14 protein-coding genes are annotated in these 15,263 nt (G+C 57.9%); 10 read left to right on the top strand and 4 right to left on the bottom strand.

Translation table 11 applies throughout. The features are described 5' to 3' along the window. Positions 1–17 precede the first annotated feature (17 nt). From ENTMO_RS0112550 to dsbG, 9 genes are all read left to right on the top strand, one after another. A complete protein-coding gene (locus ENTMO_RS0112550; RefSeq protein WP_010431302.1) occupies positions 18–908 on the top strand; it encodes an aminoimidazole riboside kinase in 891 nt (296 codons plus the stop codon). 170 nt (positions 909–1,078) lie between these two features. After that, positions 1,079–2,596 carry a carbohydrate porin gene (locus ENTMO_RS0112545; RefSeq protein WP_010431299.1) on the top strand — a complete coding sequence of 506 codons (1,518 nt, stop codon included), beginning with the start codon at positions 1,079–1,081 and terminating at the stop codon, positions 2,594–2,596. 67 nt (positions 2,597–2,663) lie between these two features. Continuing rightward, positions 2,664–4,034, top strand: a complete 1,371-nt coding sequence (locus ENTMO_RS0112540) for a sucrose-specific PTS transporter subunit IIBC (RefSeq protein WP_010431297.1) — start codon at positions 2,664–2,666, stop codon at positions 4,032–4,034. After that, a complete protein-coding gene (locus tag ENTMO_RS0112535; RefSeq protein WP_010431295.1) occupies positions 4,034–5,440 on the top strand; it encodes a sucrose-6-phosphate hydrolase in 1,407 nt (468 codons plus the stop codon). The genes ENTMO_RS0112540 and ENTMO_RS0112535 overlap by 1 nt, the downstream gene beginning before the upstream one ends. Before the next feature lie 28 nt (positions 5,441–5,468). Further along, positions 5,469–6,485 carry a LacI family DNA-binding transcriptional regulator gene (locus tag ENTMO_RS0112530; RefSeq protein WP_010431293.1) on the top strand — a complete coding sequence of 339 codons (1,017 nt, stop codon included), beginning with the start codon at positions 5,469–5,471 and terminating at the stop codon, positions 6,483–6,485. 89 nt (positions 6,486–6,574) lie between these two features. Next, complete coding sequence (locus tag ENTMO_RS0112525) at positions 6,575–8,125, top strand: methyl-accepting chemotaxis protein (protein WP_010431290.1); 1,551 nt, start codon at positions 6,575–6,577, stop codon at positions 8,123–8,125. 200 nt (positions 8,126–8,325) lie between these two features. Further along, on the top strand, positions 8,326–8,739 hold the full coding sequence (locus ENTMO_RS0112520) for a hypothetical protein (protein WP_010431287.1): 414 nt from the start codon (positions 8,326–8,328) through the stop codon (positions 8,737–8,739). Between the two features lie 5 nt (positions 8,740–8,744). Next, entirely contained in the window at positions 8,745–9,305 is a 561-nt protein-coding gene (locus ENTMO_RS0112515; protein WP_162829266.1) for an RNA polymerase sigma factor, read from the top strand. A gap of 41 nt (positions 9,306–9,346) precedes the next feature. Next, a complete protein-coding gene (gene dsbG, locus ENTMO_RS0112510; protein ID WP_010431282.1) occupies positions 9,347–10,123 on the top strand; it encodes a thiol:disulfide interchange protein DsbG in 777 nt (258 codons plus the stop codon). A gap of 44 nt (positions 10,124–10,167) precedes the next feature. Here dsbG and ENTMO_RS0112505 read toward each other — a convergent pair whose 3' ends face one another. The 3 genes from ENTMO_RS0112505 to ENTMO_RS0112495 form a co-directional block, all read right to left on the bottom strand. Next, positions 10,168–11,460, bottom strand: a complete 1,293-nt coding sequence (locus ENTMO_RS0112505; protein ID WP_029485083.1) for a glycoside hydrolase family 10 protein — start codon at positions 11,458–11,460, stop codon at positions 10,168–10,170. A 7-nt stretch (positions 11,461–11,467) separates the two neighbouring features. Next, complete coding sequence (locus tag ENTMO_RS0112500) at positions 11,468–11,755, bottom strand: VF530 family protein (RefSeq protein ID WP_010431276.1); 288 nt, start codon at positions 11,753–11,755, stop codon at positions 11,468–11,470. Between the two features lie 121 nt (positions 11,756–11,876). After that, a complete protein-coding gene (locus ENTMO_RS0112495; protein ID WP_010431274.1) occupies positions 11,877–13,364 on the bottom strand; it encodes a UbiD family decarboxylase in 1,488 nt (495 codons plus the stop codon). A gap of 111 nt (positions 13,365–13,475) precedes the next feature. Between ENTMO_RS0112495 and ENTMO_RS0112490 the strand changes: the two genes are divergently transcribed. Beyond that, on the top strand, positions 13,476–14,360 hold the full coding sequence (locus ENTMO_RS0112490) for a LysR substrate-binding domain-containing protein (RefSeq protein WP_010431272.1): 885 nt from the start codon (positions 13,476–13,478) through the stop codon (positions 14,358–14,360). Here the strand turns inward: ENTMO_RS0112490 and ENTMO_RS0112485 are convergent. After that, the gene (locus tag ENTMO_RS0112485; protein ID WP_029485082.1) at positions 14,351–15,262 is read right to left on the bottom strand and encodes a LysR family transcriptional regulator; all 912 of its coding nucleotides are present in this window, start codon (positions 15,260–15,262) and stop codon (positions 14,351–14,353) included. The genes ENTMO_RS0112490 and ENTMO_RS0112485 overlap by 10 nt on opposite strands. Between the last annotated feature and the right edge of the window lies 1 nt (position 15,263).

Genomic DNA, 15,263 nt, shown 5'->3' with positions numbered 1-15,263 from the left:
TTAGCAAAGAGGGTGACATGAAAAAGATCTGGGTTCTTGGTGATGCCGTAGTGGATCTCCTGCCAGATGGGGAAGGCAGGTTATTGCAATGCCCCGGCGGCGCACCGGCAAACGTGGCGGTTGGTGTGGCGCGGCTGGGGGGAAACAGCGCGTTTATCGGCAGAGTGGGCGACGATCCTTTTGGCCGCTTTATGTATCAGATATTAGCTGATGAGAAGGTTGAGGTGCAGCAGATGCGCCTTGACCCGGCGCATCGTACCTCTACGGTGGTTGTCGATCTGGATGACCAGGGCGAACGCTCGTTTACCTTCATGGTGCGCCCGAGCGCCGATTTGTTTCTGGAACCCGCCGATCTGCCGTCCTTCAGCGCCGGTGAGTGGCTGCACGTCTGCTCCATCGCCTTAAGCGCAGAACCGAGCCGCTCAGCGGCGTTTCAGGCGATGGCCTCCATCAGAGAAGCGGGCGGTTACGTCAGTTTCGACCCCAATATTCGTCCGGATCTCTGGGCTGATGAGAACGAACTTCGCCGCTGCCTCGAACTGGCTTTGCAGCACGCAGACGTGGTCAAACTCTCCGTTGAGGAGCTGACGTTTTTAACCCACGACGCTCAGGTAAAAACCGGGCTGGAGTCACTCATGCGCCGCTGTCCGGCCCGTCTGGTGCTGGTCACGCTGGGCAAAGAGGGCGTTATCGCCTGGCATGATGGCGCCGTGAAACACTATCCGGGAACCTCCGTGGAGTGTGTTGATACGACCGGAGCAGGTGATGCCTTCGTGGCCGGTCTTCTCTACGGACTGGCCGCCGGTCAGGAACTTGTCCCGGTCATCGGACTCGCGCAGCGCTGCGGCGCGTTAGCCACGACGGCGAAAGGGGCAATGACCGCGCTGCCTTACCATCACGAACTGTAATTCCCCCCCATGGCCGCCCGTCGGCGGCCTGAATTGTTGCCTCGATCACACAAACTAAATCGGTTTAGCAAAAAACATTGCCGATCCAAATTTCACAGGTTTAGTATCAGCAACCTAAACCGGTTTAGCAATTTAGCACTTTTAATAAATTCTTTTAGGGATGCGACAAAATGTATAAAAAACGCAGACTTGCCGTGATGATAGGCATGCTGGCCGGCAGTACCTCTGTTTTTGCCCAAACGGATATGACAAGCATCGAAGCGCGCCTTGCCGCGATGGAGCAGCGCCTCCAGGCTGCGGAAACCCGCGCACAGGTTGCCGAGAAACGTGCCACGGCGGCGGAGCAAAAAACGCAGCAGCTGGTGGCGGCACAGCAGCAGGCGCAAACCACCACTAAGGAGGTGGCGCAACGTACCACGGTGCTGGAGAAAAAAGCCGACCAGAGCAGCGGGTTTGAGTTCCACGGCTACGCCCGTTCGGGCCTGCTGATGAACGACGCGGCCTCCAGCAGTAAAAGTGGTCCATACCTGACGCCAGCCGGGGAAACCGGTGGTGCGGTAGGGCGTCTGGGTAACGAAGCAGACACCTACGTTGAGCTGAACGTGGAGCACAAACAGACGCTCGACAGCGGGGCGACCACCCGCTTCAAGGCAATGCTTGCCGACGGTCAGAAGACCTATAACGACTGGTCCGCCGATACCAGCGATCTCAATATTCGTCAGGCCTTTGCCGAACTGGGAAATCTGCCAGATTTTACCGGCGCGCTAAAGGGCAGCACCTTCTGGGCGGGTAAACGATTCGATCGCGATAACTTTGACATTCACTGGCTGGACTCCGACGTGGTGTTTCTCGCCGGAACCGGCGGCGGCGTGTATGACGTGAAGTGGAACGAGAACCTGCGCAGCAACTTCTCGATTTATGGCCGCAACTTTGGCAGCGAAGAGGAGATCGACAATAACGTTCAGAACTACATCCTCAGCATGAACCACTTCGCCGGTCCGCTCCAGGTCATGGTCAGCGGCTTACGCGCGAAGGATAATGACGACCGTAAAGACAGCAGCGGCGATCTGATTAAAACCGATGCGGCGAACAACGGCGTGCACGCCCTGGTCGGCCTGCATAACGAGAGTTTCTACGGGCTGCGTGAAGGTTCCGCCAAAACGGCGCTGCTCTACGGTCACGGTCTGGGCGCCGAGGTCAAAAGCATCGGTTCGGATGGCGCGTTGCTGTCGGAAGCCGATACCTTGCGCTTTGCAAGTTACGGTGTCACGCCGCTCGGTGGTGGCTGGCATATCGCGCCTGCCGTGCTGGCGCAGAGCAGCAAGGACCGCTACGTGAAAGGCGACAGCTATGAGTGGGTCACCCTGAATACGCGCCTGATCAAAGAGGTCACGCAGAATTTCGCCCTCGCGTTCGAGGGTAGCTATCAGTACATGGACTTAAACCCGGAAGGCTACAAGGATCGCAATGCGGTTAACGGCAGCTTCTACAAGCTGACCTTCGCCCCGACGTTAAAAGCGGGCAAGATTGGCGATTTCTTCAGCCGTCCGGAGCTGCGCCTGTTTGCCACCTGGATGGACTGGAGCAGCAAACTGGATAATTACGCCAGCGATGATGCCTTTGGCAGCAGCGGCTTCAACGCTGGCGGGGGATGGAACTTTGGGGTTCAGATGGAAACCTGGTTTTAACCCATCACGCTCCCGCCTGGCGGGAGCGTTTCGCACATCATAAAAAAGAAGTCAGGCAGAGGTATCTATGGATTTTAATCAAATCGCCCGCGAGCTTATTCCGCTGCTCGGTGGCAAGGAAAACATCGCCAGCGCCGCCCACTGCGCAACGCGTCTTCGTCTGGTGCTGGTCGATGACGCGCTTGCCGATCAGCAGGCTATCGGCAAGGTTGAGGGTGTAAAAGGCTGTTTTCGTAACGCCGGGCAGATGCAGGTAATTTTTGGCACGGGCGTGGTCAACAAGGTTTACGCGGCGTTTATTCAGGCGGCGGGTATCAGTGAATCCAGCAAGTCGGAAGCGGCGGATATTGCAGCGCGCAAGCTCAACCCGTTCCAGCGCATCGCGCGTCTGCTCTCCAATATTTTTGTGCCGATTATTCCGGCGATTGTGGCCTCGGGTCTGCTGATGGGGCTGCTCGGGATGGTGAAAACCTACGGCTGGGTTAACGCGGACAACGCGCTCTACATCATGCTGGACATGTGCAGCTCGGCGGCGTTTATCATCCTGCCTATCCTGATTGGCTTCACCGCCGCACGCGAATTTGGCGGCAACCCCTATCTGGGGGCCACGCTGGGCGGGATCCTGACGCACCCGGCGCTGACCAACGCCTGGGGCGTGGCGTCCGGCTTCCACACCATGAACTTCTTCGGGCTTGAGATCGCCATGATTGGCTATCAGGGCACGGTGTTCCCGGTTCTGCTGGCCGTCTGGTTTATGAGCATCGTCGAGAAAAATCTGCGCCGCGCGATCCCGGACGCGCTGGATCTGATTTTGACGCCGTTCCTGACCGTGGTGATCTCCGGCTTTATTGCGCTGTTGATTATCGGCCCGGCAGGGCGCGCGCTGGGCGACGGCATCTCCTTTATCCTGAGTACGCTCATTGAACACGCGGGCTGGCTAGCCGGGCTGCTGTTTGGTGGGCTTTATTCGGTGATTGTGATCACTGGTATTCACCACAGCTTCCACGCCATCGAGGCAGGGCTGCTGGGTAACCCGTCGATTGGTGTTAACTTCCTGCTGCCAATCTGGGCCATGGCGAACGTGGCGCAGGGCGGTGCCTGTCTGGCGGTGTGGTTCAAGACAAAAGATGCCAAAATCAAAGCCATTACCTTACCCTCGGCGTTTTCTGCGATGCTGGGCATCACCGAAGCGGCCATTTTTGGTATCAACCTTCGCTTTGTAAAACCGTTTATCGCCGCGCTGATTGGCGGCGCGGTGGGCGGCGCCTGGGTGGTGTCGGTCCATGTCTATATGACCGCCGTTGGCCTGACCGCTATTCCGGGAATGGCCATCGTGCAGGCCAGCTCGCTGCTCAACTATATTATCGGCATGGTGATTGCGTTCGGCGTGGCGTTTACCGTCTCGCTGCTGCTGAAATATAAAACGGACTCTGAATAATGACTTTCGCTTCCCGCTGGCCTGCGATATTGCAGGCCGTCATGAAGGGCCAGCCGCGCGCGCTGGCCGACAGCCATTACCCCGCGTGGCACGCCGTGCCCGTGACGGGGCTGATGAACGATCCCAACGGTTTTATCTGGTTCGCCGGGCGCTACCACCTGTTTTATCAGTGGAATCCCCTGGATTGCGATCATCGCTACAAATGCTGGGGACACTGGAGTTCAGCGGATCTGGTGCACTGGCAGCATGAGCCGCTGGCGCTGATGCCGGATGAAGAATATGACCGCAACGGCTGCTACTCCGGCAGCGCCGTGGACAATGGCGGCGAACTGACGCTGTGCTACACCGGCAACGTGAAGTTTGACGACGGCAGCCGCACCGCCTGGCAGTGCCTGGCCGTCGAACAACCGGACGGAAGCTTTAAAAAACGGGGCCCGGTGCTGCCGCTGCCGGACGGTTATACCGGACACGTCCGCGACCCGAAGGTGTGGCAACACGACGGGGAGTGGTACATGGTGCTGGGCGCACAAGACGTGCAAAAGCACGGCAAAGTGCTGCTGTTCACATCCAGTGATTTACAGCGCTGGCAGCCTTGCGGCGAGATTGCCGGTCACGGCGTCAACGGCCTGTCGGACGCAGGGTATATGTGGGAGTGTCCGGACCTGTTCGGGCTCGACGGGACGCACGTGTTGATCTGCTGTCCGCAGGGGCTGGCGCGCGAGCCGCATCGCTACCTCAATACCTATCCGGCGACCTGGATGAGTGGGGCGTTTGACTATCAGCGCGCGACGTTTGATCACGGCGAGTTACATGAACTGGACGCCGGGTTCGAGTTCTACGCCCCGCAAACCACGCTGGCGGAAGACGGACGGCGTATCCTCATTGGCTGGATGGGCGTGCCGGACGGGGAAGAGATGCTCCAGCCGACGCGAGCCCATGGCTGGATCCACCAGATGACCTGCCCGCGTGAACTGCGGTATCGCGACGGCAGGCTGTGGCAAACGCCTGTTCGTGAACTGGAAACGCTGCGCGAGACCGAATGTCAGTGGCAGGGTGCTGCCCACGGTGCGCCCGTTCTGGATGGGACGAGTCTTGAGTTTGAGCTGGAAACGGCGTGTGTGAATGTGGATTTTGCCGGCGCGATGCGCCTTCGCTGGGATGAGAAGGGGCTGCGTCTTGAACGTGCCAGCCTGAAAAATGGCGAAACCTTGACCCGGTACTGGCTGGGTGACGTTAACCATTTACGCGTGCTGTGCGACCGTTCCAGCGTTGAGATTTTCATCAATCATGGCGAAGGGGTGATGAGCAGCCGCTATTTTCCTGCTCATCCGGCTCAGGTGTGCTTCGAAGGTGCGTCCGACATCACATTACGCTACTGGTCGCTGCGCCGCTGCATGATAGAATAGGGGTTTTGGCAGCCGGATCTAAGTCGTTGTGAGAAAAACAAAACGCGTCACAATTAAAGACATCGCGGAGCTGGCGGGGGTTTCAAAAGCCACCGCCAGCCTGGTACTGAACGGACGCAGCAAAGAGCTTCGGGTGGCGGAAGAGACCCGCGATCGCGTTCTGGCAATTGCCAAAGAGCATCACTATCAGCCGAGCATTCACGCCCGTTCGCTGCGTGATAACCGCAGCCACACCATTGGTCTGGTGGTCCCGGAGATCACCAACTACGGTTTTGCCGTCTTTTCTCACGAACTGGAAACACTGTGCCGCGAGGCGGGTGTTCAGCTGCTGATTTCCTGTAGCGATGAGAATCCGGGGCAGGAGACCGTGGTGGTCAATAACATGGTGGCGCGCCAGGTAGACGGTCTGATTGTGGCCTCCAGCATGCTGAATGATGCGGACTACCAGAAACTGAGCGAGCAGCTGCCCGTTGTCCTCTTTGACCGCCATATGAACGATAGCTCTCTGCCGTTGGTCATTACCGATTCGATTACCCCCACGGCGGAACTGGTGGCTGAGATCGCCCGCCAGCATCCTGATGAGTTTTATTTCCTCGGCGGGCAGCCACGGCTTTCCCCGACGCGGGACCGTCTGGAAGGCTTTAAGCAAGGTTTACGCGAGGCCAACGTCGAACTACGTCCGGAGTGGATCATTCACGGCAACTATCACCCGAGCTCCGGCTACGAGATGTTCGCTGAGCTTTGCGCGCGCTTAGGCCGTCCGCCTAAAGCCCTCTTTACCGCCGCCTGTGGCCTGCTGGAAGGGGTATTGCGCTATATGGGGCAACATAACCTGTTGCAAAGTGATATCAGGTTAGCCAGTTTTGACGACCATTATTTGTATGATTCGCTGACGATACCGGTTGATACCATTCGCCAGGACAACCGCCAGCTGGCGTGGCACTGCTTTGATCTGATTGGGAAATTGATCGACGGTGAGGCACCGCAACCTGTGCAGCGGAAGCTGGATGCCACCCTTCAGCGGCGCTATAAGTCAGCGGTATAGCCCCGGCCAATACATCAATAACTTTAATTAATTTAAGTTTTGGAACAGCCGATAACCATAAGGAATAATTTTCCTTGAGGTATTGGTTTATGTCGTTGAAGAAGTCGTCCCTGATTGTCCTGTTCTCACTGCTTTTCTTCTTTGTTGTCAGCACTGCTACCAGCGTTGGCCTCATCATTAAAAGTAATAATTCCCTGGATAACGTGAACAAAGAGATCCAGGTTGTGCTCTCCATTATTGACCCTATCAACCATAGCCGTACGCTGCGCGTCAGGGTGATGGAGTACGTGAAGATGGTGGAAGCGGGCAATACTGCCGATGAGGCTGCCAAGCTTTCTGCGGTGAAAGAGGCGCTGACCAAAGCGGACCACGCCTTTGCGGCCTTTATGGCTTCGCCGCGTCTGACGGATGAAGCCCCGCAGGTGGCTGCCTATCAGGATGCCTGGCAAAACTACCGCAACCAGGGGCTGGCTCCGCTGATCGAGGCCGCCGAGGTGCACGACGTGGCCAAATTTAACGCGCTGATCCCGGAAGTCTCCCGCCTCGACCGTCAGTACGAGATCGTTCTCGACCAGGTCCTTTCCATTCATCAGAAATATGCCAAAAGTCTTAACGAGGATGCGAGCAGCAACTTTGTTTCTGGTCTGGTGATTATTGCCGTTATCGCCTGCCTGTTTGTGCTGGTGATTATCGCCGTCAGCCTGCTGATGAAGCGATTTGTCTTCGCGCCGGTTAACCTGGCCCGTGAACACTGCAGCCAGATTGCGGCGGGCAAGCTGGACATACCGGTGCCCGTGAAGGGCAGCGCCGGGAATGAAATCGATCACCTGATGGGGTCGATGGAACAGATGCGTCAGGCGCTGCTCGCCACTATCGCCCAGGTGCGCGACGCGAGCCATACCGTCACGCACGCGGCGCAAGAGATCGCCTCCGGAAATATCGACCTGGCTTCACGCACCGAACAACAGGCATCTGCACTGACACAGACCGCAGCCAGTATGGAAGAGCTGAGCGCGACGGTGGCGAATAATACCGATAATGTATTCCAGGCCGGGAAGCTGGTGCAGGATGCGGTGAAAAATGCCCACACCGGCGAAGCGGTGACCCGCGAAGTGATCGAAACGATGAACACCATTGCGGCGAACTCGAAGCGCATCGAGGATATTACCAGCGTTATTAACAGCATCGCCTTCCAGACCAATATTCTGGCGCTCAACGCGGCAGTTGAAGCCGCGCGCGCGGGCACGCAAGGCCGCGGCTTTGCGGTTGTTGCCAGCGAAGTGCGAACACTCGCGCAGAAAAGCGCGGTGGCGGCGAAGGACATTGAAAGTCTTATCGCGCAGTCTGTTTCCAGCGTGAAAAACGGTGCGCAGTTGGTTAACCGCTCGGGAGACGTTATTGATTCGATTATTTCTTCGGTAAATAAAGTGAATACGCTGATGGAACAGATTTCCGTTGCTTCGGAAGAGCAGAGCCGAGGGATTGGGCAGGTCGGACAGGCGGTGACCGAGATGGATGGCGTGACCCAGCAGAATGCGGCGCTGGTACAGCAGTCTGCCGCAGCGGCGGCCTCGCTGGAAGAGCAGGCGCAGCAGCTTTCACGGAGTATTTCGAGTTTTAGATTGCCGGTGCAGGCGTAAGCCTTTGACATGTGCCGGGTGGCGCTGACGCTTACCCGGCCTACGAAACCTGTAGGCTCGCGCAAGCGTCAGCGCCGGCGGGCAATAACCGCGAATGTGCGGCCAGAGTAATTATTTCATTTTCCCCAGCAATATTTCCCGTCCTCATCCGTCTACCTCATCACAAGCCATAATCAGTTACTGTAAACGAGGTAAACACCATGAGAGATTTTGAACTGCACGGCAGAGGTCACGGACGCGGGTTTGGTCGCCACCGTATGGGCAAGGGTTTAGTCATCGGCGCGGTGATTTTCATCGTGCTCGGCCTGCTGGTGATGACCCTGTGGAACGCATTACTTCCCGCCATCCTCGGCGTGAAGGCCATCGGCTTCTGGCAAGCGCTGGGCATTCTGCTGCTGAGCCGCATTCTGTTCGGTGGGTTGGGCTTCAGGCCAGGCATGTTCGGCGCACACCGCCGGATGCACGAGCGCTGGATGAACATGACGCCCGAACAGCGTGAAGCTTTTATTCAGCAGCGCCGCGCTGGGTTTGGACGCCACGGCCATTGTGGCTGGCGCGACCATCGTGATGAAAAGCGCGATGACACTGCGGCGAAAACACCGGAAGCAGAGTGAACGATATGAAAGCTGGTGAGGCAGGTGAATCATTACTGGTTTCGGCGCTTAATGCCTGCCGCGCCCGCCTGAAGGCATTCATTCGCGGGCGAACGGCGGTTCGCGATGATGCCGACGATATCCTGCAGAAAGTGACGTACCAGCTGATGAAAGTGGAGCAGCCGGTGGAGAACGTCGCCGCCTGGCTGTTTCGCGCGGCACGCAATGAGATGACCGACCGGGCGCGGAAAAAGCGCGAGGTTTCGCTCGCTGGCTACTTTACCGCTGACGACGACGAGGATTTCCCTGAAGAGGAGTTAGCCGAAACGTTATTCGGCGTGCCTCAAACGCCGGAGGAGGAGTATCTTAAATCGCTGCTGTGGGAAGAACTCGAGCAAGCCCTGTCGGAACTGCCGCCGTCGCAGCGGGAGGTATTCGAAAAAACGGAATTTCAGGGGTACAGCATGAAAGCGCTGGCGGATGAAACGGGCGACACGGTGCAGGCGTTGTTATCCCGCAAGCACAAGGCCGTGCGATTCCTGCGTAGTCGCCTGCAGGATATCTATGAAGCGTTGACAGGGGAATGAAGTTCGACCACTCTGAAAAACAATATGTTAGAGGGATCGTTATGCTTCAACTGCCTGCAAAGAAAAAAGTGCTGTTACTTGCTGCTCTCATGGTTTCTGGGGGGCTCAAAGCGGAAGAGACGCTGCCTGATGCCGTGAAGAACTTCAGTGAGCAGCAGGATATCAAGATCCTCAAGAAGATTGACGCCCCGGGCGGCGCACCTGCCTGGCTGGGACAATACCAGGACATGGGCGTCACCCTTTTCTTAACCCCTGACGGAAAACACGTGGTTTCGGGGTATCTGTATGATGATAAGGGAAAAAATCTCAGTGAGGCCTATTTCCAGAAAGAGATCTACGCGCCGATGGGGCGTGAAATGTGGAAAAAGCTCAATGCCGCGCATCCGCTGAAAGAGGGGGCTGACGCTGCGCCGCGTAAAGTCTTCGTCTTTGCCGATCCGTTCTGCCCGTACTGCAAACAGTTCTGGTCCGAAGCGCAGCCGTGGGTGAAGGCGGGCAAGGTTCAGCTGAACACGCTGCTGGTTGCGTTTCTCAACCCCAACAGCGGGCGTAACGCCTCAGCCATTCTGAATGCGAAAGATCCAGTCTCGGCCTGGAAAGAGTACGAGCTTTCGGGGGGGGGGAAATTGCCTAAACCAGACGCTGCGGCGACGCGTGAAACCGTCGAGATCCTGCAGAAGCATCAGGCATTAATGGACAGTCTGGGGGGGAATGCCACTCCGGCGATTTATTATCTGAATGAAGAAAACGAACTTCAGCAGGTAATGGGACTGCCGAACGAGAAACAGCTGGTAGAGATGTTCGGGCCGAAACCCTGATCGGCGCGGGCAGAAACGGCGTGTTCCTGCCCGCGTTTATCCTCTCAGCTACCCCAGCGCCCACGGAGATAGCTTACCGCGTCCTGTGTTTGCGGCTGGTTGAGATAGTCTTCGCGGAACAGGATGGTGCCATTCACGTTGGGCAGTGAATCGTTCAAATCGAGCTGTTTCTTCAGCTCAGGCACGCCGCCGTTAACCGTCCAGTCGGGCTCATTTTTAGAGGGTGCCCCCACTTTGTAAAACGCGATGCCGATGTAAAGGCGGGTATGGGTCGGTTTCACCACGTCAGCCCACCATTTGGTCAGAACATCATAGCGCGCGGCGTCACGGGCGAAGGGCCAGTAGATCTGCGGCGCGATATAATCCAGCAACCCCTGTTGAACCCATTTACGGGTGTCGGCGTAGGATTCATCATACGCGGCAGCACCGCGCGTGTCAGAGCCTGCCGGATCAAAGGAGCGGTTGCGCCAGACGCCCGCCGGGCTCACACCAAACTCAACGTTGGGTTTTGCCTGTTTAATTGCACGGGAGACCTGCACGATCAATTCTTGCGTATTGTGACGTCGCCAGTCTGCTTTTGAGGCAAATCCCTCGCCATATCGCCTGTAGGTATAGGCATCATTCAGGGTCGACCCGGGCGTTTCTGTGTAGAAATAGTCGTCGAATTGCACGCCGTCTATCGCATATTGCCTCACTACTTCTGTTACAACCTGGGTTATCCAGTCACGCACCTCCGGAATGCCTGGATCGAGGACGAAACGATCGCCTGAGGTACGGATCCATTCCGGGTGCTGTACGTAAATGCTGGAAGGGTGCAGTGACGTTGTCCGGTTTAACGCGGCAATGGTTGAGGGTTTGGTGTTCGTGGATACGCGGTATGGATTGAACCAGGCGTGGACTTTCATGCCGCGCTTGTGGGCCTCATCCAGCATAAACTGGAGCGGATCGTAGCCCGGATATTCTCCAATGGTTCCCGTCAGGGTATCCGACCAGGGCAGGATTTTAGATGACCACAGCGCCGTGCTATCCGGCTTCACCTGAAAAAATACGGTGTTGATCCCGAGGCTTTTCAGCTTATCGAGTTTGTCCGTCAGCGCCTGCTTCTGCATCGCGATACGCTGGTCAGCGCTGCGGCCATTCACGGATGCCAACGGCGGCCAGTCGAGACGAGAGACGGTCGCCAGCCAGATCCCGCGCATCGGCGCGTTTGCCTGCTGCGTCGGTTTGCTCACGGTCGGGAGAGGGGTAACCAGTGATTTGGGTGGTGTTGAGGAGCAACTCACAAGTAAAAGCGCGCAGGCAGCCAGCGCACCAATCCGTTTTACGTGTCGCGTCATTTGCGTTTTAGCTCTTGATAATCCGACTGTTAGCCCAGGGATTAAAGGCGGGCTCCGCCTGTTCTGTGCTTACCTCATCGTTGAGGGAATCCAGATACAGGGCTTCGACTTCTGCGCGCGCCCACGGGGTACGGCGCAGAAATTTCAGGCTCGATTTAACGCTGGGATCTTTTCTGAAACAGTTAATTTTGATTCGGTCGCCCAACTCGCTCCAGCCATATTTCGCCACCAGGGCGTTGACCATCATCTCCAGCGTTACGCCATGTAAAGGATCGTTAGAAATGTGTGCAGTCATAGGCGTCCGGATATCTCAATGTTTATGGGAGAAGGGTTTCCGGTGAAAGGGTACAAGAAAGCAGGGGAAGCGGCAATTTAAGCGTGAGGTTCTTCACCCCTGAGGGGTGAAGAAAAAGCGTTTATTTTTTATCTTTAAACAGCTCCGGCGCCCACGGACGCGGATCCACCTCCATAAAGGGCGCGCGCTCGAAGCGATCCTTCAGCGCCCACGGCACCGTGCAGTCGAAGATTGTCTTGCAGGAAATGCCGTTTCCGCGAATTGAGTTGCTGTAGTCCGGCGACTGCGACGGATCCAGCTGGTGGCCGCGGATCCCCGGTATATTCGTGATGCTCACATCTCCCTGCATGCGGGTGGTCATCGCCCACAGAATGTCGTCGCTGTCGAAAATATCCACGTCTTCGTCGACAAGAATAATGTTTTTCAGCTCCGAATAGGTGGCTAAGGCAATGAGCGCCGCCTGGCCCTGTCGTCCTTCGTCTGATGGCTGGCGTTTTTTCACCTGCAATATCCCGAGGAACTTACCGCCGCCCGCGGTATGCGCATAGACGTTTTGCAGGAAGCCCGGGATCGCCTCCTCAACGGCATTACGGATGCTGGCCTCCGTTGGCAAACCGGCCAGCGTGGTATGTTCTTCTCCGGGTCCCACCAGCGTTTGCAGGATTGCGTGATGACGCATGGTCACCGCTTTCACTTTGATCACAGGCAGGGAGGGGTTCGCCTCACCGCAGTAGCCTGGGAACTCCGGCATCGCGTGGCCGGTATTGGTGTGCTGATCTTCCCTTACGCGCACGCCTGGAAGCAGTTCGCCTTCGATGATGATTTCTGCCCGCGCAATGGCTTTCTCTTTCACCGCCACGCCCTGCACCAGTTCGACCGGCTGCTGGCGCAGCGCCCCGGCGACGCCCAGCTCGTTGTAGCCAAACGGCGTGGTGGGGGCCTCAAAGCACGCGCCGATATAGATGGCGGGATCGAGCCCCATGTTGATCGTCACCGGCAGCGGTTTTCCGGCATCTTCCGCCTTTTTACGGAAGACTTCGATATGCCGACCGGCGGCGAGGAACATGGAAAGCTCGTCGCGCTCCTGGACACAGAGACGGTGGATGGTGACATCCGTGACCGAGCTATCTTCAGGATCGCTTGCCAGCACCAGTCCCAGACAGAAGAATGGTCCCGCATCGATTGGCGTGTTTGTCGGTGCCGGAAGCAGTTTGCGCAGGTCGAAATCAGGGTCGTCTGCGTAGAAGACCTGCTCCTGACAGGGCGCCTGCGAGGCCGGGACGACAACGGGTGCCACGGGCTTTTTCACCGCCTGCCCGACGTGTTTTGCCAGTTCAGAAGGCTCGCAGCCCAGAAGGAGCGCCGCGCGATCGCGGCTGGCGTGCATGCCCACCAGAATGCGGGAACCCGGATAGCCCTTCACGCTGTTGAACATCATGGCCGGGCCCGTACGGGTCGGACGTTTTACCGTACCGCCCGCGCCGATATGACGATAGACCCCCGCCAGTTCCGCGTTGGGATCGACCGGATAATCGGTTTCAAGAAACTGCCCTTCGTGGCGCTGAAGCAGGGCGATGGCGCTGCGGAGATCGTTGATCGGGTTTTCCATATTTTCCTCCCTCGTTTGAATACCTCCATTCTTATGGCAATGACCAATAGCATCAATTGCATCATTACTGCTAAATTGATAAGTAAACTCATATCAAAAAGGAGGCGTCCCGTGCAGTTTCGTCAGATGCGCCATTTCATCGTTGTTGCCGAAGAGCTCCACATGCACCGGGCCGCCGAGCGTCTGAACATGGCGCAACCGGCGCTGAGTCAGCAGATAAAGGCGCTGGAGGATCGTTTAGGCGTCACGCTCTTTAGCCGGGCGAACCGCCGCTTGACCCTGACTCCCGCTGGTGAAGCGTTTCTGGTGAAAGCCAGACTCGCCATCTCCCTGACCGAGCAGGCGGTTCTGGACGCCAGGCAAACGGCAAGGGGCGAGCTGGGGGTGTTAAACCTTGGGTGCGTGTCGAGCGCGATGTTCGACGGCAGGCTGCCCGCCGCGCTGCGCCAGATGCATACGCGCTGGCCGGACATCACCATGTCGCTGGTGACGGGAAATGTGCAAACGCTCTACGCGGCCGTGCAGAGCAATCAGCTGGATGTGGCCATCATACGGGCTCCCTTGCCCACGCTGCCTGACGATCTGCAGAGCCGACCGTTCACCGCCGAGAAAACGGTGCTGGCGCTGTATCGTCAGCATCCGCTGGCGGGCTCATCCGCGCTGACGCTCGCCTCCGTTAAAGATGAAAAGTGGATCTCCCTGCGCGACCCGGAGGGAATGGGGCTGGAACAATACTTTTACGACGCCTGCAGCGGAGCGGGTTTTCAGCCGAACGTGGTACAAAACGCGACCGACGTGCCCACCGTGATAAGCCTGGTCTCGGCGGGGTTTGGGCTGGCGCTGCTGCCCGCCTCGGCAAAGGCGGTGAGCGTCGAGAACGTTGTTTACGTGGACATCCTCGACCGGCTCCGGGAGAGCGAGCTGACGCTGGTTTGCCACCGGATTATTCGCTCAGAGGTGCTTAAAAAGTTTCTGGTTACCCTCGATCACACCTGACGTCCGGCGGCCAGCAGCAGCTGCCCGCGCAGCCAGGTATTCGCCGGATCATGGCTGTTTTTCGGGTGCCAGTACATGTTGATGGTAATCGGCTGGAGCGGCAGCGGCGGCGCGAAGAGATCCAGCGTGCTGGCAAACAGTTTGAGCATCCGCTCCGGCAGGGTGCACACCAGGTCGGTACCGGTCACAAGCGCAGGCGCCACGGCGTAGCTCTGTGTCGACATGGCGACGTGCCGCTGGTAGCCCAGCCCTGCGAGGGTTTGATCGACAAAGCCGGTGAACGGATCCCCCGCCGAAGACACTACCAGATGAGAAAGGGCGCAGTAGCTTTCCAGATCTAACGGTCCTGTCCCGCGCGGATGGCCTTTGCGCTGCGCGGTGGCAAACGCGTCGTCGATGAGTTTGCGTCTTACCCAGCCGTCATGGGCGCCCGCGCTCACGCCAATGTAGATATCCACATCGCCATTTTCAAGCTGCTGCGGCAGTTCAGCCATCACAGGCAGGGCGAAGCGCAGGCGAACGCCGGGGGCAGCGGTGCCTACCTGGTTAAGCAGCCCGGTGCCCAGCATCAGCGCCGGGTTTTCATGCAGCGCGATAACAAAGGTCCGGCTGCTGGTTTGCGCCTCGAACGCGGTGGGGGCAAACATCGCGCTGATGCCGCGCAGCACGCTCTCCACCTGCGGCCTGAGGGCTTCCGCTCTCGGCGTGGGTAACACCCCGCGTCCATGCGGGGAGGGAATAAACAGCGGTTCGCCAAAGAGCGAACGCAGGCGCGCGAGACGGGCGGACATCGCCGGCTGGCTGATGCCCAGCCGCGCGGCCGCATGGGTGATGTTCCTGTCCTGAAGCAGGGCGTCCAGGGTCAGGAGCAGGTCTATGTCCATCTCAGATACCCGCGTCATC

The organism is Enterobacter mori LMG 25706 (assembly GCF_000211415.1).
In the GTDB taxonomy this organism is placed as follows: domain Bacteria; phylum Pseudomonadota; class Gammaproteobacteria; order Enterobacterales; family Enterobacteriaceae; genus Enterobacter; species Enterobacter mori.
Note: the sequence above shows the minus strand (reverse complement) of the source record. Positions and strands in the feature narration are given on the sequence as shown.